This is a genomic window from Corallococcus sp. bb12-1, from assembly GCF_026626765.1.
Lineage (GTDB): Bacteria > Myxococcota > Myxococcia > Myxococcales > Myxococcaceae > Corallococcus > Corallococcus terminator.
On the sequence record NZ_JAPNJZ010000001.1, the window covers coordinates 1,020,421 to 1,045,065 of the forward strand.

Consider the following 24,645-nt stretch of genomic DNA (forward strand, 5'->3'; position numbering starts at 1 on the left):
CGGAGGGACTTTCAAAGTAGTGGAGTGACACCTTCTTTTCGCCCACCCAGCCGTCCTTGTAGACCTTGAGCTAGGTCCCCCGCTCGACCTTCCGAAGCTTCTCCAACAGCTCCTTGTTGGACACCTTGTTCCGGGTCGTCCCCTTCTCGACGGCCTCGAACCGGGACGGATACCCAGGGGCTGCCTTCACGCTGTTGTAGACCTGCACCAGGTCCTTGTCGGATGCGCCAGCGGCGACCTTCCAGAGGGTCCCAGCCACCGAGATGGCATGGGGCTCCGCCGCCAGGACCGCCCCCGCGAAGGTGGGAAGAGGGGGCGCACATCCGACGCAAAGCATTGTCAGGAGCAGCAGGCACAAACCCTGTGGGTTCATGCCGTCTTCGTAGCACGGCTTCCCCGGGGAATTCACGGCATCAATCCCTCTGTGCCCCGCAGCTCGCCCCTGCGGCGTCGGCGGCGCACTGAAGTCAGACGACCGCGATTGAAGCGATGGAGCCGGGCCACGTGTGCTGGGAGCGGCTGGCGCGCCGGGTGGCGGAGCAGCACTTCGTCCTCAAGGAGCGCCGTGAGCAGGAGTTCCTGGAGCTGTCCGCGGAGGAGCGCCTCGTGAAGTTCTGGGAGGAGCATCCCCACCTGAAGGGAAGAATTCCCCAGCGCGACGTGGCGGCCTACCTCGGCATCACCGAGGTGGCCCTGAGCCGCATCATGTCACGGCGCCGCAAGCGGGCGGAGTGAGCGGCCCCCTGGGAAGGCGCCCTCTCCGTTGTTCAGGGTTCGCGCTGGGGCTTCAGCGTCCAGCTATAGCTGGTGTCCCCGGTGACGAGCGTCCCGGACATCTCGCCATTGGCCTTCACGAGCGGCGGTGAGCCCGTGTCCGTGACGAGGATGCTCCCGAACTCATCCATCGCGGGTCTCCGGCACTCCTCGCCACCGCTGACCGTGAGGTTCACGAGGCGCCCATCGGTGATGGCCGTCGTGTACGCGCGCGCCGGGCGCGACAGCCAGGCCTGGATGGTGGGATCCGGTGACTTCAATTCGTTGAAGGGGTTCAACTGCATCGCCCCGCCCTCGGGAATGCCCGCGTACGACGCGGGCCCGTGCGTGTACCGGCACTCTCCGGACACGTAGTCGATGTCGATCGTGAAATCGCCCTGGTACGGCATGAGCATGAAGGCCCCCAGCCGCTTCGTGTACGGAAGGCTCGGATGAGCGAAGTCCGCAGTCGCGAAGCCTCCCATCACCTTGAACTCCAGGTTCGCGTCGAGGGTCGTCCCCGGGCCCGACCAGCTCGCTGCCTTCAAGACCGACTTCGAGGAGCCCTGGTACTTCCAGCAGCCCACGTTGTTTCGCTTGAGGTAGGGCGTCGCCGCCGCCTTCAGCGTCCCGCCGCCGCCGGGCTCGAACTTCGCGTTGCTGAAGATGATGACGAGCTCCTGCACCCGCTGCGACTTCAGGTCGCGGCAGAAGCCGATGTACTCGTATCTGCTCCAGTCCTCCTCGTGCCACGTCCCGTTCGCGTCGCTCCAGAACGCGAGCACCTTGATGGGTTCTCCGGACGCGGTGACGTTCTTGAACCACCCGTTGTGGAACAGCACGGAGCGCGTGTCCGGATCGCTGAACGTGAACTGGACGTAGCGGTTGGACAGGTTGCTCAATTCGTCAGGGAAGTCGTCTTGCTTTTCGGGCAGGCCGTTCAGGTCGGCGCTGCCACTCATGGATTGCACCTTCTGCGTGAGGGCGTCCCATTGATTGAAGGACTCCGCCTGGGTGTCGATGGGCGCCTGGTTCCAAAGCGCCTTCGCGAACAAGGGCCAGACCTGCCACAGGTTGTCAGGGACGGCGGAGTCCAACGCGGTGAGGCTGGAGGCCTCCGTGGTCAGATTCGTCAGCGTCGTCGCCACGAAAATCGGGCCGTACTTCTTCGACAGGAATTGGAAGAACAGATAGGCGCCGTAGTCGCGGCCAACGCCACCCTGACATTTTTCGCGGCTCTCCAGCGCCAGGAATGGGGTTTTCATGAAACAGGCGGCGAATTCGTGTTCGAGCTGATACGGCGTCACGTCTGTCTTCCCAACAAGCAGCGTGTTATAGACGTAATCAATGGCCCAGGTCGCGATCGCCTCGCGGATCCATCCCTGTTCAAGCTGCGAGCCCTTCGACGCGTAGGACCACTGGATGGCATGCATCAGCTCATGCGCCGCCGAACCTTTGAGGGATGGCTCATCGAGCTCCGCACTCAGCAGGATGTGGGTGGCCGCCTGCTTGGGATTGAAGCGGTCTTCCGACACGGTCAGTCCACCCTGGGTCATGTTGCGGACCAGGTAGACGTCAAGCTGGGGGCTTCCCCCGTTGCAGCCGTCGTAGGCCTCGTCGGTGAGCGGCGCCTTGAGCCCCAGCCGCGTCAGCCTGGGCCAGATTTCATTCTCTATCGCCGCGAAGAGCATCATGGCCTTCTCGCGCTCCACCTTGGCGGTGCCCTGGTACCAGACCCGGACCTTCGCGCTGGAGGCCGACTGGTAGTTCCATCCGGTGGGCGTGGAGCTGCAACTCGGCCGACCCATGCCGCGCAGCCGGGCGTCGGGAAAGGGCGCGTTGAGCCAGCTTCCCGGGTCCGCCGGGCGCAGCAGGTACATCCCGAGCGCGTTCTGCGTGGGCGCGGAGAGGCTGTCGAAGCGCGCATGCAGTGCTTCGAGCGCGCTGGCATGGACCCCCGGTTCGACCCGGGCCTTGTACTGGGAGGGCAGCCGGGGATCGTTGAACGTCGCGTAGACCCGGTAGGCCAGCAGCTCTTCGTCGTTGATGAGGCCGACCTCACGCGCGGACATCAGCACCTCGTCGCTCGACGGACGAAACGGGTCGGCAGGCAACACGCGCACGGACAGGGTCGCGCTCGCCAGCCCTGCCTTGGCGGTGATGACCGAGACGCCAGGGGCCACGCCTTCCATCCGGCCGCGGGCCACCGTGACAGGCCCGGGCGGGGACGAGGACCAGGTCACCTTGGCGTTATTGAGCACGCGGCCGGTGTCGTCGACCGCCAGGACGGCCAGGGTCAACGCTTCGCCCACCAGGAGCGTCGCCCCGTTCGGCGAGAGGGTGAGGGCGGCGACCTTGTCGTTGTCGTCGTCCTCCCCTGGCCTCGGGTCGGGTTCGGTGGAACCGCAGGCCAGAACGAACGTGAGCAGGCACAACCCGAGCCGTAAGGCTCCATGAACCACAGGCATTTTCCAGACCTCGAAGTGTCGAGCAGTGGACTGGAGAATACCATGGGTGATTACTTGCATGACTGCGGGTGAACCTATTTCAAGCGGCCGTGTGCGCGTCAGCGCCCCTGGAACCGGGGCGGACGGCGCGGTGAAGGCCTTCCTCGGGATGTGACGCTTGAGGAGTGCGGCCCTTCCGTGCGGGTTCAACCGCTCAGGCCTTCACCGCCTCGATGATGCTGACTCCGCTCCGGGTGGGGATGATGCGCTCCACCTTCCAGGAGGTCGCGGCGAGCAGCGCCCGGAACTCGTCCGTGGTGCGCTCGCGCCCGTCGGCGACCACCAACATGTTGAGGTCGATGAGGTGGGTCGGATCTGGATTCCGGTTGTCCGGAATCACCAGCTCCACCACGAAGAGCCGGGCCCCGGAGGGGGCGGCCTCGTGGAGCCGGCGCAGGAGGGTGAGCGAGGGGTCATCCTCCCAGTCATGGAGGATGTGTTTGAGCAGGTAGGCTTCGGCGGAGGGCATGCCGGGCTCGAAGAAGCTCCCGGCCACCACGTCCACCCGGCTGGCGAGGCCTCGGGATTCCAGCACCGTCTTCGCGCCTTCGGCGACCTGGGGCAGGTCGAAGAGGATGCCCCGGCAGGAGGGATGGGCGTGCAGCACCTGCGCGAGCAGCTCGCCGTGGCTTCCTCCAATGTCCGCCACGCGGGCGAAGGGGGCGAAGTCGATGTGGTGCGTCACTTCGCTGGCCACCAGGCCGGACAGATTGCCCATGGCCTGGGCGAAGTGCTCCGCCTCCTCGGGATGCCGGGCGAAGTGTCCCCAGATGTCGGAGCCGAGGGCGGCTTGCACCGGGGACCTTCCGGTGCGAACCGCCTCGGGAAGCAGACCCCAGGGCAACCAGTGCGACGGGGCGCTCTGGGTGATGGCCATCTGCCTCAGCGAGCCGGGAACGTTCGAGCGAAGCCCTTCGCCCATCGGTGTCAGGGCGAAGGTCCGCTCGGAGACGGCCTCGAGGATGCCGGCGGAGATGCCGCCTCGCATCAGCCGGAACAAGGCGCCCGGGTGGACGCCGAGCTCGGCCGCCAGCGAACCACTCTCACGGGCGCCTGTCGCGAGCAGGTCCGCGATTCCCAGACGGGCCACGGTGCCAATGACCTGGGTGCGCCAGTAGCCAGTGATTGCCGCATGGAGCTGCTGTGTGGGAGACGGTTTCTCGTCCGGGATGAGATTCATGGCAGAAGTCTAATCCCAGAGAGGGGCCCGCACCCGCGCCTTGGGCTGACGTCCTACTTCACCGCGATGGCGGCCAGGACGCCGTTCTCCTGCGCGATGAACAGGATGCCGTCCTTGCCCAGCGCGAGGCGGCCGCCGGCAGGGTACTTCCACGTCTGCACCCGGGCGGCGAGGTCCACCGCGTACGTGTTCGAGGCCGTGCTGACGAAGAGCAGGTTGTCCGTCACGACGGTCGTGCCCCGGGGCTCACCCTCCGGCGGAATCCAGGTCCACAGCAGGGCGCCATCCGCCTCCGACCGGGCTTCCACCTGCCGGTTGTTGAACACATACAACACCCCTTCCGCGACGGTGACCGTCCCCGTGAACGTGGCCGTCCGGGTCCAGCCCACCTGCTTGTTCCGCAGGTCGAAGGACAGCAACCGCTTGCCCTGAATGGCGAGGACGTTCTGAGCGCTGCCCAACACCGGCGCCGTGTTCATGCTCCAGCCGTTCCACTGGAAGCCGGGGTCGGCGATCTCATAGGTGACGGTGCCCTTGAGGGCATCCACCACCTGCAACTTCGGCTGGTAGCTGCCGGTGTAGGCGAACACCTGGTTGTCCTCCACCGCGGGCGTCCACGCATCGTACTGGTTGGTCTCCAGGAACCATTGGTGCTCCCCGCTGGAGGCGTTGAAGCCATACATGCCTCCATAGTAGCCGCCGGCCATGAACACGGTCCCGTCCAGGACGACGGGGGCGTAGTAGTTCGACCATTGATTGCCGTACGCGCTGCGGAACCGGACGTCGCCGGTGGCGGCATCGAATGCGTAGAGGAACGAGTCCCCGTGTCCTCCCGTGGTGAGGTAGACCGACCCGTCGCTGTAGGCGGGCGGATGGACCGAGGCGATGGGGTTGAAGCTGTAGGTCCACAGCGACGCGCCCGTGCGAGCCTGGAGGGCGAAGAGCTGCTGGCCATGGGTGCTGTAGCCGCTCGGGTTGGAGGCGAAGACGACGCCGTCGCCCTCGGTGACTGGATTCAGCCCACCGCCCCCCAGGACCAGCTGGCGCGACCAGAGCGAACGGAAGGCCGGCGGATCCAACGTCGCCTCCACCGCGCCGGTGTGCCGGCCAGTCCCCTGGAACGTGGCCCAGTCGGCCGTCTGGGTCCATGAGGCCGCGGGCCTGGGGAGCACGCGCAGTTGGGCCGTGCCGGAGGTGCCCTCGCAGGTGGCGGTGACGGTCACCGCGCCCAAGCCCACGCCCAGGACCTTGCCATTCGCGTCAATCACCGCCAGGGAGGCATCCGAGCTCGTCCAGGTCACCACACGACCCGTCACCACGCGGCCGCTGGCGTCCTTCAGGACTGCCTGGAGCTGGACTTCCTGGGCGACGTAGAGCCCGGGAGAGTCAGCCAGAACCGCGACCGAGGCGATGTCAGGAGACTCGAGAGTCAGGGTCGCGGACGCGCTCTTCGCCTCGCTGGTCGCGGTGATGAGCACCTGGCCCGCCTTCAGCGCCGTCACTAGGCCGGTGGCATCCACCTGGGCCCGGGTCGTGTCGCCCGAGCTCCAGGTGACGACGCGGTCAGCGAGCGCAGCCCCCTGGGCATCCCTCGGGATGGCGGAGAGTCGCACCGTGGTGCCGGTTCGCACCGGTCCGGTGGGCACGCCCTCGAGCGTCACGGAAGCGACCTGCGGCACCTTCACCCGCACCGCGACCGTGGCGGTATGGCGCTCGCTCGTGGCGGAGATGGACGCCTCACCCGCGCTCACGGCCCGCACCAGGCCCTGGGCGCTCACCTCGGCGATCTCGCTGTTGCTGGTGCTCCAGGTCACCGGACGGTCCACCGTGGCGCCGGACGCATCCTTCGCCGTGGCGGTGAGCTGCACGCGTTCTCCGGTGACAATGGGCTCGACGGGCGCGCCGCTGATGACGACAGCCGCCACTGTGTCCGCGGGTTCCGTTGGGTTCGACACCCGGATCATGACGGTGGTGGTGGCGCGTTCGCTCGTGGCGGAGATGGCCGCATCGCCCACGCTCACAGCGAGTACCCGTCCCTGGGCGCTCACCTCCGCGACAGCCGTGTTGCTGGAAACCCAGGCCACGGGCCTGTCCACCGTGGCACCGGCCGCGTCCTTCGGCGTGGCGGTGAGCTGCACGCGCTCACCGATGAGGATGGCTTCGGCGGGCGCACCGCCGATGACAATGGACGCCACGGTGTCGGTGGAAGTCGAGCTTCCGCCGCAGGCACTGACCGCGATGGCCAGGATGAGCACGCACCACGAGCGCGCCTGTTTGATGAAGTGCAATCGCTGACGCCGGGCTGTCGAGCCTGGTTCCCCAAACCGTTCCATGATGGATTCCCCCTCAATTGCGCGTGGCGGCGCGGCAGCCTGCATTGCGCCCCCTCGCAGGTAAATTCCTGTGGGAGGGAGTCACGGGGGAGCTGGCCCTACCCTGACAGGCAGTACGACGGATTCAAATTTCGTCGGCCCGGGGTGCGGTAGCCTGCCACGGGATTCCGCTCGGAGGGCACCATGTCCACGCTCGACAAGCCCGTCATCATCGGCCGTTCAAGCTCGCATTTCACGCGCATTGCCCGGCTCTTCGCGGCGGAGCTGCACGTCGACCATTCCTTCCAGGCGGTGCGAGACCTCCTGTCCAGGGACCCGGCGGACTATGGCGGCAACCCCGCGCTCCGGATTCCCGTCCTGAAGACCTCCGGGGGCGTCTGGTTCGGCGCGCTCAATGCCTCCCGTGAGCTATGGCGGCAGTCGAATCCCAGGCCCCGAGTGGTGTGGCCGGAGGCTCTGGACGTGCCCCTGCTGGCGAACATGCAGGAGCTCACCCTGCAAGCCATGGCGACAGAGGTGACACTGGTCATGGAGAAGATGGCCGGCGCCGGTGAGGGCACGACCCATGCGCGCAAACTGCGCGAGTCCCTGCTCAACATGATGGCGTGGCTGGAGGAGAACGCGAGCGAGGCGCTCGCCGCCCTCCCGCCTGAGCGGGACCTGAGCTACCTGGAGGTCACGCTCTTCTGCCTCGTGACCCATCTGGAGTTCCGGGACGTCTTGCCCACGGCCCTCTATCAAACGCTGAACCGCTTCTGTCAGCAGTTCGCGAAGCGGCCTTCCGCCAGTGGCACCGACTTCCGCTTCGACACCTGAGGGTCGAGGGCCAGGATGTCGCCTCCAGTCCCCGCACTCCAGGGACGTGGCGCGAGCCCCCAGGTGGCCTAGAAGGCGTACCGCACGCGGCAGTACGGCAGGTGCCGGGCGAGCAGTTCCTGGAACTCCGTCACGTGGCGCCCCTTGAAGCCGGTGCGGTAGCGCACGTTGACGCCGCCGCCCTGGGACACCTTGGTCTCCTGGGTCTCCGGGGTCCACAGCACGGCCTCCGCCTTCGGGTGCCAGCGCAGGTTCACCTCGTGCAGGCCGGCGTTGTGCGTAAGGAAGATGATTTCACACGCGAGCTGCGCCTTCGCCGCCTTCCCGATGCCGGCATCCACCTGCTGGAACAACTCCACGTAGGCGTCCTGCCAGCCCTCCTGGAGAACCACGGGTGAGAAGTTGAGGTGCACCTCGTAGCCGGCGGCCACGAAGTCGTCGATGGCGGCGATGCGCTCCGCGATGGGGTCCGTGCGCACATCCAGCAGCTTCGCCTGCGCGTGGGGCATCAGGCTGAAGCGCACGCGCGTCCTGCCCTTGGGCGCGTAGGTGAGCAGCTCGCGGTTGACCAGCTTGGTGGCGAAGCTGCCCTTGGCGTTGGGCAACGTGGTGAACAAATGCACCAGGTCCTTCACGTTGTCGCTGATGGCGGCGTCCGCTGAGCAGTCGCTGTTGCAGCCGATGTCGTAGACCCAGTCGCGCGGATCCACGGTATTGGATACGAGCTTGGGCCCCCGCTTGTGCGCGTGCCGACGGATGGCCGCCGCGATGCCGTCGATGTTCACGAACACCGTGACGGGATTCGCATAGCCCTTGTTGCGGGGGACGTAGCAGTACGCGCACGCCATCACGCACCCGTTCGCGGTCGAGGGCGCGATGAAGTCCGAGCTCCGGTCGTTGGCGATGAAGGACAGCGTCTTCTTCACGCCCAGCACCAGCGTGCTGCCCTTGATGCGATTCCACGCCTCCACGTTGCCGGCGTTGCCGAACAGACCGGGGATGTTCTGGTGGGAGGCCACCTCCACCCGCTCCGCGTCCGGGAAGCGCGCCAGGATCTCCCGCCCACGCGCGTGCTCCTCCACCGCCGGCTCCAGGTAGATGCGCGACACCTTGAGCAACCGGTCCAACGGCCCGGGGCCGAAAAGACGTGCGGCAGGAGGCTCCGGTGGGAAGAGGTCCAGGTTCATCGCCAGGGGGGATGTAATCGCCTCCGGGCCCTGATGCACCCCCGGCGGCCTGCTCCTGGTGCTGAGCAGGCCGCCAGGCGACGAAATCACGTCAGCGTTCGGACGCACCGGGTTTGACCGAGGCCGCCTCGGGGACGTCCAGTTGGCGCCGCAGGGCTTCGGGCAGTGGGGCCGCCGGCGCGAACGCCACGTTGCTTGCCTGGCCGGGCGCGGAGACGCGGTGGTTGTTCACGCGGAAGTCGCTGTCCACCACGGTGGAGAGGACCGCCGCGCGGCCCAGGTCGTTGATGGCCGGCGCATCCGAGCGGAAGGCGACGCGGTCCACGAGCTGCACCTCCGCCGCGCCGGGAGACGTCACCCAGACGCTGTAGCGCTTCGCGTTCAGGTCCACGTTCATGCGGAAGTGGTACGTCTGACCGCTCACGTACGGCACCCGGCGGATCCACGAATAGCCCGCGCCGTTGCGCACCTGGAAGATGCCGTCCTCGCTCATGCGCACCGCCATGTTCAGCCGGTTGAAGGCTGTCACTTCCGTGGAGCTGTCCGTCCAGCCCACGACGCCGCCGTTGAGGTTGGCCGCCAGCGGGGTGAGGTCGAACTCCACGTTGCGGATGCCCGTGTTGGTGGTGCCCAGCAGGTGCTGGCTGCGCGCGAAGGACAGCTTCGAGTACCAGGGGTAGTCGGGGCGCGGGTTGAAGCGCAGCAGGGCCTCCAGGAAGTAGTAGTCGCCGTAGATGAGGCTGACGTTGACCTCCTGGTTCGCGGGCAGGTTGCCCACGCCGTGCAGCAGCAGGCCCGGACTGTTGGTGCCCTGCGCGAGGTACGCGGGCGACGCCAGCGAGTCGAGCATCCCCAGCGCGGCGGTGCGGTAGCGCGTGCGCCGGGTGGCGTCCGTCTCCAGGCCGCTCAGCTCCAGCAGGGCCGACGCGACGGCCGCGGCGGCGGAGGAGTCCTTGAACTGGCTGGGCGCGTTGAAGTCCCAGTTGGGCACGAGGTCCGCGGGCAGGTTCGCCAGGTAGTAGTCCGTCACCCGGCGCGCGGCCGTGAGGAAGCGCGCGTCCCCCGTGTAGCGGTACACCATGGTGAAGCCGTAGATGAGCCACGCCTGCCCGCGCGCCCAGGTGGACGTGCTGGAGTAGCCCTGGAACGTGCCGCGCGAACGGATGGTGCCGTTGGTGGCGTAGTCCACGTAGTGGTAGGAGCTGCCGTCCGGGCGCACCGCGTCCGCGAGCGTCTTGAGCGCGTGGTTCACGGCCATGGTGCGCCACACCGCCGGACCGCCGTTCTGCGTGCCCCAGAGCAGCAATTCGATGTCCATCATCGTGTCCGTGACGAGCGGGACCTGCCAGGCCGAGTTCCAATCACAACAGTCGATGATGCCAATGGTGCTGTTGTAGCGAGTGGCCAGTGAGCCAGCGGAGGTGAGCAGCACGTCGCGGTAGTACGTGTTCCCGGTGAGCCGCCAGGCATTGCCGTAGCTCAGGTACATCTTGAAGCCCAGGTCGTGGGTCTCCGTGTTCGTCTTCTGGACCTCCAGGGGCCGCGTCCACATGTCCGCGCGGTCCCTCCAGTAGGGTTCGCCCCCGACCTGGTACATGAACCACATGCTCCCGGGGAAGAAGCCCTGGGTCCAGGCGACGCGGTCGGTGTTGGCCACCGTCGTCCACGTGCCGTTGGACAGCGAGGACTTGGGAGAGCGGTTCACGCTCGGCATCTCCGCCGTGGTGTCGCCCAGCTGCGCGCGGGCGAAGGTCAACACCCGCACCTCATCCGCGTCATTGAAGGCATTCGCGACGGGCGCCACCAGCAGCGCCAGCATCCACCACAACTTCACTCCCGGCCGTGTCAAAGACATACCACCTCCCCCGCAGTGACTGGCGCGGAAGGTGGCGGTGCGCGGCCCCGGAACACAGTGGCCCCGGAGACGCCGTCCGGCAGTCCCCCCCGCCCTGCCGGAGGGGACGGACGTGCGCTAACCGACCGTGGCGGGTGGGCCCGCGAAGACCGGGGGCGTGTAGCCCGCGGGCTTGTCCCCCACCGCGGCCCGGCCTTGCAGGTCGAACTGGTGGGGGATGGCGAACATGGAGTGGGGGAACGGGACGGACGACGGCGTGCTGACCGCATCCAGTTGCCGCCGCAGTTCGGGAGGCAGGGTGAAGTCGAGCGCGGCGAGGTTGCCGTCGAGCTGCTTCACGGAGCTGGCGCCAATGATGACCGAGCCCACCGCGGGCTGCGTCGCGACCCAGTTGAGCGCCACCTGGGACATCTCCCGGCCCAATTCTTTCGCCACCTTCTCCAGCGTGGCGACCACGGCCCAGTTGCGGTCGGTGAACAGGCCCATCTTGTCGCCACCCACCGCCGACGTGAGCCGGCCTTCGCCCTGGAGGCGGCCTTCGCTGGGCTTGTACTTGCCCGACAGCAGGCCCATGCCCAGGGGACTCCAGGCGGTGATGCCCATGCCCAGCGTCTGCGCCAGCGGCGTGAACTCCGGCTCCAGGGTCCGTTCAATCAGCGAGTACTGGAGCTGGAGGTTGATGAGCGGCGTCAGCGCGTGGGCCTCCGCCCAGGTCTGCGCGCGCGCCGCGTACCAGGCCGGCACGTCGGACAGGCCCGCGTAGCGGATCTTCCCGGCCCGCACGAGGTCGTCGAACGTGCGGACGACTTCCTCGGCGGGGGTGATGCGGTCCCAGGTGTGCAGCAGGTACAGGTCGATGTAATCGGTGCGCAGTCTGCGCAGCGACGCGTCCACCGCGCGCACCATGTTCTTGCGGCCGTTGCCCCCGGCGTTGGGGTCCCCCGGGGTGGTGCTGTTGTAGCTGTACTTGCTCGTCAGCACGATGCGATCCCTCCCGCCCCGCTCCGCGATGAACTTCCCGAGCAGCGTCTCCGCCGTGCCGTAGGTGTAGAGGTCCGCGGTGTCGATGAAGTTGCCGCCCGCGTCCAGGTACCGATCGAACAGCGCCCGGGAGACTTCATCCGTCGAACCCCAGATGCCGCCATAGGGCCCGTCCTTTCCAAACGTCATCGTGCCCAGCGAGAGGGGGCTGACCCGCAGTCCCGAACGGCCCAACAGGTAGTAGCTCTGCATCGACATGGTGTGGAACTCCCTTTGCGGCGGATTCTTGACTGAACAATCCAGTTACAGGCATGCGAAGACGGCACAGCGGTCTTCGACGAAAGCGGGGGCGTTACTGGGCCTTGAGGCCCGCGATGGCGAAGTCCACGATGTCGCGGAGGGCCGCGGGGGGAAGTCCCGCCTTGGCGCTCACGCGCAGGCCCGCGGTGGTGGCGAGCAGGTAGTTCGCGGTGATGCGGGCATCCAGCCGGGGGTTGAGCTCCCCTTTCTGCTGGGCCTCGCGCACGGCGCGCGTCATCACTTCCGGACCGATGTTTGCCTTGAGCAGCGAGGCGACCTCCGGATCCGAGTGCGCCCGCTCCGTGGTGGCGTTCACCGAGAAGCAGCCCCGAGCGCGGACCTGCGGGCTGCCATTGGGGATGGTGAGGAGGAACTCCCGGATGGAAGCCAGGGGCGACGGCTTGGAGTGCAGGCGCTCCATCAGGTTGGCGCCGTACTCCGCCTGGTAGAGGCGCACGGCCTCCAGGTAGAGGCCGTGCTTGTCCCCGAAGGTGTCGTACATGCTCTGGCGCCCGATGCCCATGGCGCGCAGCAGGTCCTCCGTGGAGGAGGCCTCGTAGCCCTGCTCCCAGAACACGGCCATGGCCCGCCGGACGGCCTCCTCGCGGTCGAACTCTTTCGTGCGCGCCATGGGTGTTACCTAAGGATTCTGGACTGACCTGTCAAATGAATCGGCGTGGGGCTAGAAACCGGACGGGCGCTCCTTCGCGACGCCGGACGCGCGCTCCAGGGCGATGCCCACACGGCCCAGGGTGCCCTCTTCGAAGAGCTGGCCGATGAGCGTCACGCCGTGGGGCACGCGGCGTGGGGTGGCGAAGGTGGGCACGGGGCGCTTGGGGTCCGGAGCCCAGTCGCTGCGGGCCTTGGACACCTCCACGAAGCCGGTGCGCAGCGTGAGGGACGGGTGGCCGGTGTGGTTGGAGATGGTGAGGGCTTCGTCGCGCAGGGAGGGCACGAGCAGCACGTCCACCTGGGACATCACCCGGACCATCTCCTGGGCCACCTTGCGGCGCAGCCGGTCCGCCTGAACGAAGTCCACCGCGGACAGGAAGCGCGACTGGCGGAAGAGATTGGGCCACGCGTCGGGCACCTGCATCTTCAGCGCGTCCACGCCGTGGCTGAGCGTGAGTTCCTCGAAGGCGGCGGCGGCCTCCGCGAAGAGGATGACGTTGAGGGCGGAGTACGGCCAGTCGGGGAACTGCACTTCCACCGGGGTCATCCCCAGGCCCTTGAGCGTCTCCAACGCCGCGCGGTCCACGTCGGTGGCGGGGTTCTCCTTCATCCACGCAGGCACGTAACCCACGCGCAAACCCTTCACGCCCGCGGTCGCGTCGAAGTCGAGCTTCGCGTGCACGCTCGCCACGTCGCCCGCGTCCGGACCGTTGAGCGCGGCGAGCACCAGGAGCGAGTCCTCCACTCCGCGCGTCATGGGCCCCAGCTTGTCCAACGACCAGCACAGCGTCATCGCGCCGGTGCGCGGCACACGGCCGTAGGTGGGCCTCAAGCCCGTGATGCCACAGCGCATGGCAGGCGACACGATGCTGCCGCCAGTCTCACTGCCCAGCGAGAAGCCCACGAGTCCCGCCGCCGTCGCCGCGCCCGGCCCCGCGCTGCTGCCCGAGGAGCCCTCTTCCGGCAGCCACGGGTTCTTCGTCTCGCCGCCGAACCAGATGTCATTGAGCGCCAGCGCGCCCAGGCTGAGCTTCGCCACCAGCACGGCGCCTGCCTTGTGCAGCCGGTCCACCGCCGTGGCGTCCGTCGTGGGGACGCGGTCGCGGAAGGGTTCAGCGCCGTAGGTGGTGCGGATGCCCGCGGTGTCCACCAGGTCCTTCGCCCCCCAGGGGATGCCGTGCAGCGGACCCTTGTACCGGCCCGCCGCGATGTCCTTGTCCGCCTGACGGGCCTGGGCGAGCGCCAGCTCCGGCGTCAGGGTGATGACGCACTGGAGCTTCGGGTCGAAGCGCTTCAGTCGCTCCAGGTAGAGCTGCGTGAGGCGCTCGGACGTGATGGCGCGCGACTCCACCCAGCGGGACAGTTGCGTGAGCGGCGCGAAGGCGATGTCCTCGTCCTTCGTGGGCAGGGGCGTCTTCGCGTCCCGGCTCCGGACGAAGCGGGCCTTCGCGGGGCGTATCTCCCTTTGCCCCGGCAGCGTGGGGTTCCACTGCGAGGCGGGCGCCAGCGTGGGCTCCAGCGCGAGCTTGCGAGGTCCGGTGCGACGCTCATGCAGCGGGGCCATGGACACGCGCCAGTTGCCGGCGGCCTGAGTGCGCTCAGAGGGCGTGAGCTGGACCTGCATCAGCTTCTCCGCCTCCGCGAAGGTGGTGGGGCTGACCTCAGGTCCCACGGTGGGTCCGGCGCCGAAGGTGGGCGGTGCGCCGGCCGGCGCGGACGTGCCCGCGTCCGGGGCGGCGGAGACGGTGGTGCTCGCGAGTCCAATCACGGTGTGGGTCAGGAACTGCCGACGCGAGCTGGCCATGGCGCAACCTCACGAATGAAGCGGGGGGCGCCAGTGTGCCACCGCTTGAGTGCGGTGCACGTCGCGAAGGCGTCCAGCGGTCCGCGTGCCTGAAGGCTCGACAAGGAAAAGACACTGTCACCTGGGAGGATGACGACGGCGGCGACGGGTGCTGGCATCCTGCGGGGCATGGCTCGGAACAGCACCCTGACGGCGCGGTTGGGCTACATCGACACGCAGGCGACCTTCGTGCAGGCGGCGCTGCTCGCGGCGCATGGGGCCGGAGCACGGGCGGGCGGCTTCCGCGTGTCGGACGTGCGCTTCTTCTTCCTGCTCTTCACCAACTGGGTGGAGCACGACGTCACCCGGCCCTCGCAGGACATCGACCTCACGCAGGTACGGCGCACGCTGGAGCGGCTGGTGCGCGGCGGCCACGCGGAGGCCAGCACGGGCGCGGCGGTGAAGGGGCTGCCCCGGGGACGCCGGTACGTGCTCACCGGAGAGGGATTGGGTTCGCTGTCGGAGGGACTGGCCGCGCGCGAGCGGGCCCCGCTGGAGGAAGCGCTGTTCGTGGTCTGCTTCGCGGCGAGCTACCGCGACGCGGTGCTGTCCCGGGTCGAGGGGCGCGCGCGGGCCCCGTCTCCGGCGGTGCGGCGCCGCGTGGAGCGGGCGTTGGATCCGCTGCGACTCTTGAGGGAGGCCCAGCGCACCTCGGCCGCGGTGCTCGCGGACCTGGAGGAGCGGGTGGAAGCAGGGCTTCGGTATGAGGCGAAGGCCCGCGAGGCCCTGGCCCGCGCGGAACCCGAGGCCGACGTGGTGCGCGCCCTGGAGGCCGCGGGCTCCTACCAGTTGCACCGGGTGCGACCGCTGGGCGAGGTGCTGCTCGCGTTGCCGGAGGACCTGCGCAAGTTCGAGCTGACCGAAGGCATGGGCCTGCGCTCGCGGCTGCTCTTCGCGCCCCTGGCGGAGCGGGCACGGGCGGAGCACTCGGTGCTGGAGCGACTGGAGGCGCGGCTCACCGCCAGCAAGGCGGCGCCAGGGTGAGCCGGGCCGGGAGCTACCGCAGCTCGCCGGAGAGGCGCGAGCCCAGGGCCAGCGCGAGGCCGTCCTCGATGAGGCCCGCGAGCAGGTTGGGCACCTTCAGCTTGTCCGACGCGAGCGTCCGGAAGCCGTAGAAGAAGTAGCTGGAGGCGATGGCCGCCGCCGCGCCCACGAGGGCCAGCCCGACCTTGGCGCCCTTGCGCTCGCGCGACACGGCGGCGCCGGTGATGGCCCCCGCGATGATGCGGCCCGCGATGACCTTGGGGTTGATGCGCGGCAGCGCCCTGGGCGACTTGTCCGCCACCATCTCACCAAACGCCATCAGCCCCAGCTTGTGGGCTGTCTTGCGCGACGTGAGGCCAGGCAGGGCCCGCTTGAGGACGCGGCTCGGCTTGTTCGACAGCGAGGCCGCGAGGAACGCGGGCGCTGTCAGGGTCCGCATGCCCGCAAGCACACCAAAACCCGCCGCCTTCCAGACATCATTGTTCGCTCGCATCTGTCCCAACCCCCATCCGGGCCCCTGGCGTTGAGCAGTGGGCCCCTGCTGGTGAAAAGAAGAGGGTGGGGGCGCGCCGTCCGTCTGGCCACCGGCGGGCAGGCGGGCACTCAGGCGATCCGTCGGTCGATGGGCTTCGGCAGGTTGTGCGCCACGAGCAATGCGCCGATGGCGGAGGCGAAGGTCCCCAGGGGCTGGGAGCCACGCAGGGGCAACAGGAATCCCGCCGCCAGCCCCAGGAACCCCAGCACCACGAACCCGCGCCGGGCCAGGAGCCGCTCCCGGGCCGTGTCCGCGATGGCGACCGCGAAGAGGTAGCCCAGGGCACTCGCGATGAACTGGATCCACGGCACCGCGGGCTTCACGACCCGCCAGAAGGGCCCGAAGCCCTCCTTCACGCGCGCCCAGAAGGTGGGGGGCGGCAGGGACGCCGGATCCATTCCCGCGAGGACGTCCACGCTGAGCCCTTCGAAGGAGGGGCCGTCATGCGAGACGAGGACGAACATCCCCTGGAACAGGGCCGCCACCGCCAGCACGAAGAACAGCTTCCCGCTCGGGGCCGGCGGCACGATGAAGTCGTCGAACTGGCGCAGGGTCTCCAGTCGTTCCGGAGAGATCTCCAGCGGATGCGGATAGGACAGGGCCAGCAGCGCCCGGGTGGCGGCGATGCCCACGGGCACGCCCTCTTCGTCCACCAGTCGGTTCACCCCGTCCTTCGCGAGGAGCGCATGCAGGACAGGCGCGAGCCTCTCCGGGTCCTCCGTCCGCGTCATCCGGTCGATGCAGGCATTGAGGGCCCCGACCTGGCGGCTGCTCGATTCGCTGGTGGCATCCGCCAGGGCCCTGTCGAACAGGGGCACGAGATCATCGACGGACGGCGGGGATGCGACATCGGCGTCGGAAGCGGAGTCAGGGGGCGGAGGGCTGGGCCGCGACTGCGTGCGCATGGCGGGACTCTACGCCAGGACGGGGACCGCCCGCCGCCGCTCCAGGTCCCCGCGGAAGCTCACCCTTCGGTGTTGCGCAGGAAGTTCGCCGTGTGGGCGAAGCGGTCCTCCAGGAAGCGGCGCAGGCCGCCCGTGACGCCCTGGCGGTCCATCGCCGTGTGCATGCAGCGCAGCCAGGCATCCCGCATCGCCATGTCCACCGGCACATGTCCGTGGCGCATGCGCAACCGGGGGTGCCCGTGCGTCGCGCTGTAGTGCTGCGGCCCGCCCAGCCAGCCCACCAGGAACATGCCGAAGCGCTCGCGCGTGCCCCGGTTCACCTTGCCCTGCGCATCCAGTTCGTGGACGTGCGCGAGCGCCGGCTCCTGCGCGTCCATCACGTCGTAGAAGGCCTCCGCCAGCGCGTGGACCGCCGCCTCGCCTCCCAGGCGCATGAAGGGCGTGTCCTCCAGCGTGGGGACCCAGTCATCCGACGACGGCGGCTTCAATTCGATGCTCATGGCTTCCTCGTCAGACCGCCCAGCGCTTCGGCCGGCGCTGGAGGGTCTTGAATCCCAATCCTTCACAGAACGCCTTGAAGCGCGCTTCCGGAACGCCCTTCCACTCCAGGTCCGCCAGCGACTTCGTGCCCGGCAGCGGGGCGTCCTCCACCAGGGTGGCCAGCGTCCGGTACAGCCGCGCGTCCTCGCGGTGCGCCTTCAGCGTCGCCGCCAGCTTGTCCGCCCCCCGGGGCTTCGCGGTCCACTCCGCCGCGCTGTCCGGAATGGCCTCCAGGTTTCCATACGCCTGGAGCACCGTCGCCGCGCCCTTCGCGCCGAAGCCCGGCAGGCCGGGGATGCCGTCCGCGTCGTCGCCCATCAGCGCCAGCAGGTCCGGGATGCTCTGGGGCGCCACGCCCAGCTTCGCCTTCACCGCTTCGGCGTCCATCACCTTCTGTTGCCGCCGGTCCACCTGCACCACGTGCTGGCCTCGCACGCACTGGCCCAGGTCCTTGTCCGGCGTGAGCAGCCGCACCTGCTCCACCTCGCCAGCGAAGCGTGCCGCCCCCGTGGCGAGCGCGTCGTCGGCCTCATGGTCCTTCATGGACCACACCCGCACGCCCAGCGCCTCCACCGCGTGCTCCACCAGGTCGAACTGCGCGCGCAGCTCTGGAGGCACGCCCTCGTCGCCCTTGTAGCCGGCGAACAGCGCGTTGCGGAACGAGCGGATGGGGTTGTCGAACGCCACCGCGATGTGTGTCACGGCCTCGGTCTCGTCGTGCAACAGCGCGAGCAGGGAATCCATCACCCCCGCCGTGGCCTTCACGTCGCGCCCGTCCGGGGTGGTGGTGCCCGGCCGGGGCGAATAGTGGGCCCGGTACAGCTCATACGTGCCGTCCACGAGGTGCAGGCGCATGTTCCCCCTCTAGCGTCCCTTCCGCCCCGCGACCAGCGGCCCGTGCGACCGGACAGCCGGGGACGAAGGGGCGCGACTTCTCCCGCCTGTGCGCCTCGTTCCCTACACGACGCCTGTCAACCCCCTTGGCCAGCAAGCCTGTCGGGAATGGAGCACCGATGCCGAGTGGACGGACGGCCCCCATTTTCTGACCGACTCCCCCTGGGCCGCCGGTGCGTCCCAGCATTCCAACCACCCGGCTTGAGGTGACCCATGCGCCCGAAGCTGTTCGCCGCTGCCCTGCTCTGCTTCGCCACTGTTGGCTGTGCAGGCAAGCAGGTGATTACGACCGCCACCCATCAGCAACGCGTCCAGGCCGAAGCGGCGCTGCGCTCGGCTGAGAACTCGCAGGCACCGAACATCCCGGAGGCCGCCCGACATCTGGAGTTCGCCCGGCAGCAGATCTCCGACGGAGAGCGGTTGATCCAGGAAGGTGAGCAGGAGGCGGCGGAGCTGCGCTTCCGTCAGGCCGCGGCGGACGCGGACCTGGCGTCGGCGCTGGCCCGCGCGGTGCCCATGCAGAACGAGGCGCGGCGGACCTCCGAACAGCTCGATTCGTTGCGTCGTGGTCAGCCTTGAGGTCCATCCCCTTTTGTCTGTGAGGAGAGCGTCATGCAGCGTTGGAAATTTGGATGGTTGGCATTCGCGGGAGCCTCCGCGCTCACGGTGGGGTGCGCGCACAGTTCGGCGCCCAGTGAGCTGACCGCGGCACGGACGGCGTACCACGACGTGTCCCGCAGTCCCGAAGGCCGCGAGCGTCCCGCGGACGTGGCGGCGGCCCGCGCGGCGCTCCAGGAGGCGGAGAACGAGTACGCGGAGAGCGACGGTTCGGTGAAGACCCGGTCGCTGGCGTACGTGGCCCTGCGCAAGGCGGAGATCGCGGAGGCCCGCGGACAGGCGGACCTGGCAGCTCAGCAGCGGGCCCAGTCGGAGCAGGCCCTGCGTCAGCAGCAGGAGGCGCGCGCGCAGACGCTCACGAAGCAGCAGGAAGAGGACCGCGCGAGGTACGAACAGCAGCGCCAGCAATACGACCAGGAGCGGCAGCAGTACGACGCCCAGCGCCAGCAGGAAGCCGAACGCCTGCGGACGGCGGATGCGCAGACGCGTCAGCAGCAGGAGGCGGAAGCGCAGCGGATGGCCCAGCTCAACCAGGAGTTGCAGCAGCGCACGCAGCAACTGGAGCAGGAGCGCCAGGCGCGGCTCCAGGCTGAACAGCGCGCGTCCACGGCCTTGACTCAATTGCAGGACAAGGACGTGAAGGTGCGGGAAGAGGCGCGCGGCACGGTGGTGACGCTGTCGGGGAGCGTGCTCTTCGCGACGAACGCGACGGACCTGCTGCCCGCGGCAAGAGACCGGCTGAGTGACGTGACCACGGCGCTCAAGGAGTCCAAGAACCCGCTGCTCATCGAGGGCCACACGGATTCGCGTGGCACGGAGGGCTACAACGAGGAGCTGTCGGAGCGCAGGGCGCAGAGCGTGCGCAACTTCCTCATCAACCAGGGTGTGCCTTCGGACCGCATCAAGATCCGGGGCATGGGTGAGGACCGGCCGGTGGCGAGCAACGCCACGGCGGAGGGCCGCGCCAACAACCGCCGCGTGGAGATCGTGGTGGAGCGCAACGTGGCGGGCGCGCAGCCTTCGCGTTCGGGGGGCGTCGGCGGCAGCGGCGCGCAGCAGCCGGGCGAGGGCGATAAGGAAAGCGGCCAGAACGCGCAGCCCGGCGGCATGGGCGGCAGCGGGACGGAGCCGAAGCCGCACGGCGCGGGCATCGACCACCAGGACCCGGCCCCGGATCAGGGTACCGGCGGCAGCGGCGCGCAGAAGCAGGTGCCCGAGCAACCGCAGGACCATGGGGAGTGACGCCGCTTCGCGGCCCTTGAGCTAGAACCCCAGGTCCCCATCCCACGAGGGTGGGGACCTTTTTCGTCCGCGCTTCGCACGCGCGTGACCCGAGGGAGCGCGTTACCTTTGAAGTCCGGCCCCGCCATGTCGACCGACAAGTCGCCCCTCCTGCTCACCACCGAGCGCCTGCACCTGATGCTGCTGCCCCCCGACGCGGCGGAGCGCGTGCTCACGTACCACCTGGCCAACAAGCAGCACCTGGGGCCGGTGTCACCGGACCGGCCGGCGACCTTCTTCTCCACCGCCTACTGGCGCACGCGCCTCGCGCAGGACCGCGAGGACTTCCGCCATGACATCTCCCTGCGCGTGTTCCTGCTGCCACGGGGTCAGCCCATCTCCCTCTCCCCCGTGCTGGGCAGCGTCGCGCTCACGCACATCCGGCGGGGGCCCCTCCAGGCCGCGGACATCGGCTACGGACTGGACCACCGCCACGAGGGCCAGGGGCTGATGACCGAGGCCCTCCAGGCCGTCTGTGATTACGCCTTCGGTGCCATGGGCCTGCACCGCGTCCAGGCCAGCCACCTGCCGGAGAACCTGCGCAGCGCCGCCGTGCTGCGCCGCCTGGGCTTCGTCGTGGAGGGCTACGCTCGCGACTTCCTGCTGCTCGACGGCAGGTGGCGCGACCACGTGCTCACCTCGCTCGTGGCCGCCCCCGAACCCGGGGTGCGCGGCGGTCCCTGAGCCAGACACCGGGGCGTGGTGCGCGGGGCCCGCCCTTGCCGGCCTGTCCTCGCATCAACGACGCTTCGAGGCATGCGTCTCCAGCCCGTGCTGTTCGCCGTGATGCTGTCCGCGTGTGCCTCCCGGGGGTCTGTCTTCTTCACATCTCCCACGGCCAGGGTGGATCCCTCCAGTCCCTCCACGGACTACGGCACCGCGCATCCGTTCCTGTTCATGGACTCAGCGCAGGATGGACGATGGCTTCTCTCCTGCCAGGCGAGAACGGACACCGACGGCAATGGGCGGATCCAGATCTTCTTCGGCAACCACGGTGAAATCTTTGGAGACGCGGTGCGTATGTACCTCTTCCTGGAGCCAGGAGCGGGCATCCCCATTGACGCGCTGCTCGCCACGGACCCCACGGGGCGATTCCTCGCCCTGGTGCGGAACGGAACGTTGCTTCTCCTCGACCTGGAGACCCGCGAAGAGAAGGAGCTGGCCTCGAAGGTGGCGACCGACCCGGCGAGTCCCGAGCCCCCCGTCCGCGCCAGCTTCTCCCGGGACGGTCGGCAACTCCTCTTCCTCCGTCCCGAAGGAAGCAGGTCCGTCGCTGTCGTGCGCGACCTGCGCGAAGGAACCGAGCGCGTGCTCGACGCGGGAAGAGGACGCATCGAACAGGCCGTACTGACGCCCTCCGGCCACTGGGCGGTGCTCGACCTGGTGGAGGACGACGACCCGGAGCAGCCCTGGACCCAGCAGAACCCCATGTTCGCGAACAACGCAGGGTGCCTGGGGCCGGTCCTGTCCAGTTCGTCCTTCAGCGGGCATGGCGGCACGTCCATCCGCCGCTTCCGCCGGGTGGACGGAGGCCCCTTCGTCCAGGGCAACGACGTCCTCCACCCCCTGGGGAGAGGCATGCTGCGCCGCGCTCCGGACAGCTCCATCGTCTTCGAAGACGCGGAGGGACGGCGGGAGACCTGGGTGCCCGCGAGCTGCGACGCGAAGCTGTTGCACGTGGACGAAGCGCGCCAGCAAGTCCTGGTGGCCTGCAACACGAGGCAGATCATGGTGCCCCTGGAGCTGCACGGCGCCAGGGTCCATCAGTCACTCGGCTGGCAGACGACCCTCGCGACCTTGATGAGTCGTGGCACCGACTCCGGACGCGATGGCCGGCTGGTCTTCACGGAGGTTGAATCCAAGACCCAGCCCAACACGTGGCTGACGCTCGTCATCGACATGGAGCGGCGCACCGCGCAGCCCCTACCCCCACGGACGCTGGTGACGTCCCTGGGCGCGCTCGCGCTGCTGCAGGAGGTCCGCTCCAGGCCCGAAGACACGTGGACGCAGCGACTGTGGCTGTGGAACGCGGAGACGCAGGAGCAGAGCGTCGTGAGCGAGTCGGAAGACTTCGGCCAGTACAAGGCAGGCGACACGGTGCTCATCATGGACAAGTGGATCGACCTGCGCACGGGCCGCGTGCTGGGCGAAGTCGAGCACGCTCCCATGGCCATCGACACCTGGGGACGGGCTCTGCGCCCCAGTCCCTCTTCGGTGGTGGAACGGGGCAAGCCCCTCATCGGCCCCGTGCGGTGGGAGCCCGCGTTGAAGGCCCCCATCCCCACGCCACCAGCGCCCCTGAAAGCCCCCTAACGCGAGGGCGCCCGCACCTTCGGCGCCGGGGCAGGAACCACCGGCGCCAGGTTCGCGTCGAACCAGTCCAGCGTGCGCAGGAACCGGTCCTTCTGGTGTTCAGGCTTACGAAAGCCGTGGCCCTCGTCCGCATAGATGACGAGCTGGGTCTTCACGCCCAGCGCCTTGAGCGCCTTGTGGAACTCGTAGCTCTGCGACGCGGGCACCTCCACGTCCCGCTCGCCGTGCAGCAGCAGCGTGGGCGTGCGCACCTGCTTCACCCCATTGATGGGTGACGAGCGCGTGTACACCTCCGGCTCGTCGTACACCGACGCGCCGAAGTACGGCAGCATCCACGTGTCGATGTGATTCGTGCCGTAGTAGCTCTGCCAGTTCGCGATGCCCGCGCCCGCCACCGCCGCCTGGAAGCGCTGCGTCTGCGTCACCGCCCACATCGCCAGGAAGCCGCCGTAGCTCCACCCCGTGATGCCCTGCCTCGCCGGGTCCACCGGCGCCGACCCAAGCACCGTGTCCACGCCGGCCAGCACGTCGCGGAAGTCGCCGTGGCCGAAGTCGCGGCGGTTGGCCTGCACGAACGCCTCACCCTGGCCATAGCTGCCCCGAGGGTTGGGCAGGAACACCGCGTAGCCCCGCGCCGACAGCAACACCGTCTGCGGGCTGAACGTCGGCGTGATGCCCGCCGCCGGCCCGCCGTGCACCACCGTCACCATGGGCACCTTGCGGCCCTTCACCTCCGCGGAGCCCGAAGGCAGCACCAGCCAGCCCTGCACCTAGAGCCCGTCGCTCGTCCACGTCACGCTGCGCACCTCCCCCACCGACACCCGCACGGACGCGTTGAGCCGCGTCGCCTGCGTCCACGCCCCCACCGGCCCCGTCCACACCTCCGGCGGCTGCGTGAACGTGTCGCGCACCACCGCGCTCGTCACGCCGTCGCGCGCCAGCGACACCGTCACGTGCTCCGGGCCCTTCCACAACACCGTGAGCTCCGCTGACTTCGGGGACAGCGCCACCAGCGCGGACTCCCCCTGCACCTGCGCCGCGAACACCAGCCGCTCCGCCGTCGGCCAGAACAGGTCCGTGGCGGACGCCTTCACCCCGTCCGTCAGGTTGCGCGCGGGCGGCACCTTGCCCCCGAACACCGCCTTCTCCCCGGGCCGCACCTTGGCTGCCAGCCGCTCCGGCACCGACACCACCCACACGTCTCCGCCCGTGTTGCCCTCGTCGCTCATCAGCCCTTCGATGAACGCGAGCTGCCTGCCATCCGGGCTCCACGCGGGCTCCGCCACCTGCCACGTGGGCGCGTGCAACAGCGACGTCTCCCCGGTCACAGCCTCCACCGCGTACACGCGGGCGACCCACCAGTTCGCATCCCCCGGCGGCGGCGCGGCCGTGAGCGCCACGCGGGCCCCGTCCGGGCTCCACGCGTACTCGTAGACGAACAGGCCCGCGGGCGACACGAAGCGCAGCTTCGCGTCCTCCACCAACACCACCGCGAAGCGCTTCACCGGCGAGGACTCCCGCACCACGCCCGTCTCACGCGCCGCCGGCCCCAGCGGCCCCTGCGCGTCCTCCGCGCCTTCGATGACCAGCACCCCCACCGACTTGCCGTCCGGTGACCACTTCGGCGTGGCCAGCACGCCCTTCACCGTCGTGAGCCGGCGCGCGGGCACGCCCGTCCCCGTCGCGTCCGCCACGTAGAGCTGCCGCGCCGTGCCCTCCCCCGCCGTGGACAGGAACGCGAGCCGCCTGCCATCCGGACTCCACGCCAGCGAGCCTTCCGCGCACGGCACACCGTCCGGCGACGCGGTGACGCGCAAGGGGGGCCGCTCCGGATGCGCCCGCTCCAACACCTGGAGCCGCGTGGCCTCCGCGCGAGCGCCCTCCGTCACCGGCACCGACTCCACCCAGGCCACCCGCGCGCCGTCCGGCGACAGCGCCACCTGCTTGATGCGCACCGTGCGCTGGAGCGCGTCGTAGACCGCGCCCGGCTCCGGACGCGCGGGCACGGCCGGGGGCGGCACCGCACCGGCCGAAAGCGCGCTCCACAACAGGCACCCCACCACCAGGCCCAGGCTTCCCGCTCGCATCGACCGCCTCCGCGAAGAACCGCGGCGGCGGAGTGTAGCGGAAAGCCCCCGGGCCCCACTG

The 24,645-nt window shown here is 69.1% G+C and carries 22 protein-coding genes; 7 read left to right on the top strand and 15 right to left on the bottom strand.

Translation table 11 applies throughout. The annotated features are described in order from the left end of the window. Window positions 1-70 precede the first annotated feature (70 nt). Window positions 71-259 (bottom strand): hypothetical protein, encoded by a 189-nt coding sequence (locus OV208_RS04255; RefSeq protein ID WP_267572504.1) that lies wholly within the window; start codon window positions 257-259, stop codon window positions 71-73. A gap of 230 nt (window positions 260-489) precedes the next feature. Here OV208_RS04255 and OV208_RS04260 point away from each other — a divergent pair, with 230 nt between their 5' ends. Continuing rightward, entirely contained in the window at window positions 490-735 is a 246-nt protein-coding gene (locus OV208_RS04260; RefSeq protein WP_267572505.1) for a hypothetical protein, read from the top strand. 32 nt (window positions 736-767) lie between these two features. On the opposite strand, the gene OV208_RS04265 is transcribed toward OV208_RS04260, so the two are convergent. The 3 genes from OV208_RS04265 to OV208_RS04275 all read right to left on the bottom strand — a co-directional run bounded on the left by OV208_RS04265 (window position 768) and on the right by OV208_RS04275 (window position 6,773). Further along, a complete protein-coding gene (locus OV208_RS04265; RefSeq protein WP_267572506.1) occupies window positions 768-3,221 on the bottom strand; it encodes an Ig-like domain-containing protein in 2,454 nt (817 codons plus the stop codon). 193 nt (window positions 3,222-3,414) lie between these two features. Beyond that, window positions 3,415-4,440, bottom strand: a complete 1,026-nt coding sequence (locus OV208_RS04270; protein ID WP_267572507.1) for a methyltransferase — start codon at window positions 4,438-4,440, stop codon at window positions 3,415-3,417. A gap of 53 nt (window positions 4,441-4,493) precedes the next feature. Further along, window positions 4,494-6,773, bottom strand: a complete 2,280-nt coding sequence (locus OV208_RS04275; protein ID WP_267572508.1) for an Ig-like domain-containing protein — start codon at window positions 6,771-6,773, stop codon at window positions 4,494-4,496. Window positions 6,774-6,956: 183 nt separating this feature from the next. On the opposite strand from OV208_RS04275, the gene OV208_RS04280 reads away from it, so the two are divergent. Continuing rightward, window positions 6,957-7,589, top strand: coding sequence for a glutathione S-transferase N-terminal domain-containing protein (locus OV208_RS04280; RefSeq protein WP_267572509.1), 633 nt, complete (start codon window positions 6,957-6,959; stop codon window positions 7,587-7,589). Window positions 7,590-7,657: 68 nt separating this feature from the next. On the opposite strand, the gene OV208_RS04285 is transcribed toward OV208_RS04280, so the two are convergent. From OV208_RS04285 to OV208_RS04305, 5 genes are all read right to left on the bottom strand, one after another. Then, entirely contained in the window at window positions 7,658-8,776 is a 1,119-nt protein-coding gene (locus tag OV208_RS04285) for a spore photoproduct lyase family protein (RefSeq protein ID WP_267572510.1), read from the bottom strand. Window positions 8,777-8,867: 91 nt separating this feature from the next. After that, window positions 8,868-10,631 (bottom strand): glycoside hydrolase family 88 protein, encoded by a 1,764-nt coding sequence (locus OV208_RS04290; protein ID WP_267572511.1) that lies wholly within the window; start codon window positions 10,629-10,631, stop codon window positions 8,868-8,870. 117 nt (window positions 10,632-10,748) lie between these two features. After that, window positions 10,749-11,870 (bottom strand): aldo/keto reductase, encoded by a 1,122-nt coding sequence (locus OV208_RS04295; RefSeq protein WP_267572512.1) that lies wholly within the window; start codon window positions 11,868-11,870, stop codon window positions 10,749-10,751. A gap of 94 nt (window positions 11,871-11,964) precedes the next feature. Then, window positions 11,965-12,543 carry a TetR/AcrR family transcriptional regulator gene (locus tag OV208_RS04300; RefSeq protein WP_267572513.1) on the bottom strand — a complete coding sequence of 193 codons (579 nt, stop codon included), beginning with the start codon at window positions 12,541-12,543 and terminating at the stop codon, window positions 11,965-11,967. Between the two features lie 51 nt (window positions 12,544-12,594). Beyond that, window positions 12,595-14,388, bottom strand: coding sequence for an amidase (locus OV208_RS04305; protein ID WP_267572514.1), 1,794 nt, complete (start codon window positions 14,386-14,388; stop codon window positions 12,595-12,597). 168 nt (window positions 14,389-14,556) lie between these two features. Here OV208_RS04305 and OV208_RS04310 point away from each other — a divergent pair, with 168 nt between their 5' ends. Further along, the gene (locus OV208_RS04310; protein ID WP_267572515.1) at window positions 14,557-15,411 is read left to right on the top strand and encodes a hypothetical protein; all 855 of its coding nucleotides are present in this window, start codon (window positions 14,557-14,559) and stop codon (window positions 15,409-15,411) included. A 13-nt stretch (window positions 15,412-15,424) separates the two neighbouring features. Here the strand turns inward: OV208_RS04310 and OV208_RS04315 are convergent, their stop codons facing one another. The 4 genes from OV208_RS04315 to OV208_RS04330 all read right to left on the bottom strand — a co-directional run bounded on the left by OV208_RS04315 (window position 15,425) and on the right by OV208_RS04330 (window position 18,246). Beyond that, on the bottom strand, window positions 15,425-15,850 hold the full coding sequence (locus tag OV208_RS04315) for a hypothetical protein (RefSeq protein ID WP_267572516.1): 426 nt from the start codon (window positions 15,848-15,850) through the stop codon (window positions 15,425-15,427). 164 nt (window positions 15,851-16,014) lie between these two features. Beyond that, the gene (locus tag OV208_RS04320; RefSeq protein ID WP_267572517.1) at window positions 16,015-16,851 is read right to left on the bottom strand and encodes a hypothetical protein; all 837 of its coding nucleotides are present in this window, start codon (window positions 16,849-16,851) and stop codon (window positions 16,015-16,017) included. Window positions 16,852-16,910: 59 nt separating this feature from the next. Beyond that, window positions 16,911-17,351 (bottom strand): group II truncated hemoglobin, encoded by a 441-nt coding sequence (locus tag OV208_RS04325; protein WP_267572518.1) that lies wholly within the window; start codon window positions 17,349-17,351, stop codon window positions 16,911-16,913. 10 nt (window positions 17,352-17,361) lie between these two features. Beyond that, on the bottom strand, window positions 17,362-18,246 hold the full coding sequence (locus OV208_RS04330; RefSeq protein WP_267572519.1) for a 5'-3' exonuclease: 885 nt from the start codon (window positions 18,244-18,246) through the stop codon (window positions 17,362-17,364). Between the two features lie 252 nt (window positions 18,247-18,498). On the opposite strand from OV208_RS04330, the gene OV208_RS04335 reads away from it, so the two are divergent. The 4 genes from OV208_RS04335 (at window position 18,499) to OV208_RS04350 (ending at window position 22,497) form a co-directional block, all read left to right on the top strand. Next, window positions 18,499-18,864 carry a DUF4398 domain-containing protein gene (locus OV208_RS04335; protein WP_267572520.1) on the top strand — a complete coding sequence of 122 codons (366 nt, stop codon included), beginning with the start codon at window positions 18,499-18,501 and terminating at the stop codon, window positions 18,862-18,864. Between the two features lie 33 nt (window positions 18,865-18,897). Beyond that, a complete protein-coding gene (locus tag OV208_RS04340; protein ID WP_267572521.1) occupies window positions 18,898-20,145 on the top strand; it encodes an OmpA family protein in 1,248 nt (415 codons plus the stop codon). 126 nt (window positions 20,146-20,271) lie between these two features. After that, on the top strand, window positions 20,272-20,868 hold the full coding sequence (locus OV208_RS04345) for a GNAT family N-acetyltransferase (RefSeq protein ID WP_267572522.1): 597 nt from the start codon (window positions 20,272-20,274) through the stop codon (window positions 20,866-20,868). A gap of 72 nt (window positions 20,869-20,940) precedes the next feature. Next, window positions 20,941-22,497 (top strand): hypothetical protein, encoded by a 1,557-nt coding sequence (locus OV208_RS04350; RefSeq protein WP_267572523.1) that lies wholly within the window; start codon window positions 20,941-20,943, stop codon window positions 22,495-22,497. On the opposite strand, the gene OV208_RS04355 is transcribed toward OV208_RS04350, so the two are convergent. Both OV208_RS04355 and OV208_RS04360 read right to left on the bottom strand, forming a co-directional pair. After that, window positions 22,494-23,267 carry an alpha/beta hydrolase family protein gene (locus tag OV208_RS04355; protein ID WP_267572524.1) on the bottom strand — a complete coding sequence of 258 codons (774 nt, stop codon included), beginning with the start codon at window positions 23,265-23,267 and terminating at the stop codon, window positions 22,494-22,496. The two genes, OV208_RS04350 and OV208_RS04355, sit on opposite strands and share 4 nt — an antisense overlap. Further along, entirely contained in the window at window positions 23,268-24,584 is a 1,317-nt protein-coding gene (locus tag OV208_RS04360) for a TolB family protein (protein WP_267572525.1), read from the bottom strand. Window positions 24,585-24,645: the final 61 nt, after the last annotated feature.

Excerpts from the sequence above, each read along its gene's own strand:
- OV208_RS04260 (WP_267572505.1), top strand. The coding sequence starts at position 490 with ATGGAGCCGGGCCACGTGTGCTGGGAGCGGCTGGCGCGCCGGGTGGCG.
- OV208_RS04265 (WP_267572506.1), bottom strand. The coding sequence starts at position 3,221 with ATGCCTGTGGTTCATGGAGCCTTACGGCTCGGGTTGTGCCTGCTCACG.
- OV208_RS04270 (WP_267572507.1), bottom strand. The coding sequence starts at position 4,440 with ATGAATCTCATCCCGGACGAGAAACCGTCTCCCACACAGCAGCTCCAT.
- OV208_RS04275 (WP_267572508.1), bottom strand. The coding sequence starts at position 6,773 with ATGGAACGGTTTGGGGAACCAGGCTCGACAGCCCGGCGTCAGCGATTG.
- OV208_RS04280 (WP_267572509.1), top strand. The coding sequence starts at position 6,957 with ATGTCCACGCTCGACAAGCCCGTCATCATCGGCCGTTCAAGCTCGCAT.
- OV208_RS04285 (WP_267572510.1), bottom strand. The coding sequence starts at position 8,776 with ATGAACCTGGACCTCTTCCCACCGGAGCCTCCTGCCGCACGTCTTTTC.
- OV208_RS04290 (WP_267572511.1), bottom strand. The coding sequence starts at position 10,631 with ATGTCTTTGACACGGCCGGGAGTGAAGTTGTGGTGGATGCTGGCGCTG.
- OV208_RS04295 (WP_267572512.1), bottom strand. The coding sequence starts at position 11,870 with ATGTCGATGCAGAGCTACTACCTGTTGGGCCGTTCGGGACTGCGGGTC.
- OV208_RS04300 (WP_267572513.1), bottom strand. The coding sequence starts at position 12,543 with ATGGCGCGCACGAAAGAGTTCGACCGCGAGGAGGCCGTCCGGCGGGCC.
- OV208_RS04305 (WP_267572514.1), bottom strand. The coding sequence starts at position 14,388 with ATGGCCAGCTCGCGTCGGCAGTTCCTGACCCACACCGTGATTGGACTC.
- OV208_RS04310 (WP_267572515.1), top strand. The coding sequence starts at position 14,557 with ATGGCTCGGAACAGCACCCTGACGGCGCGGTTGGGCTACATCGACACG.
- OV208_RS04315 (WP_267572516.1), bottom strand. The coding sequence starts at position 15,850 with ATGCGGACCCTGACAGCGCCCGCGTTCCTCGCGGCCTCGCTGTCGAAC.
- OV208_RS04320 (WP_267572517.1), bottom strand. The coding sequence starts at position 16,851 with ATGCGCACGCAGTCGCGGCCCAGCCCTCCGCCCCCTGACTCCGCTTCC.
- OV208_RS04325 (WP_267572518.1), bottom strand. The coding sequence starts at position 17,351 with ATGAGCATCGAATTGAAGCCGCCGTCGTCGGATGACTGGGTCCCCACG.
- OV208_RS04330 (WP_267572519.1), bottom strand. The coding sequence starts at position 18,246 with ATGCGCCTGCACCTCGTGGACGGCACGTATGAGCTGTACCGGGCCCAC.
- OV208_RS04335 (WP_267572520.1), top strand. The coding sequence starts at position 18,499 with ATGCGCCCGAAGCTGTTCGCCGCTGCCCTGCTCTGCTTCGCCACTGTT.
- OV208_RS04340 (WP_267572521.1), top strand. The coding sequence starts at position 18,898 with ATGCAGCGTTGGAAATTTGGATGGTTGGCATTCGCGGGAGCCTCCGCG.
- OV208_RS04345 (WP_267572522.1), top strand. The coding sequence starts at position 20,272 with ATGTCGACCGACAAGTCGCCCCTCCTGCTCACCACCGAGCGCCTGCAC.
- OV208_RS04350 (WP_267572523.1), top strand. The coding sequence starts at position 20,941 with ATGCGTCTCCAGCCCGTGCTGTTCGCCGTGATGCTGTCCGCGTGTGCC.
- OV208_RS04360 (WP_267572525.1), bottom strand. The coding sequence starts at position 24,584 with ATGCGAGCGGGAAGCCTGGGCCTGGTGGTGGGGTGCCTGTTGTGGAGC.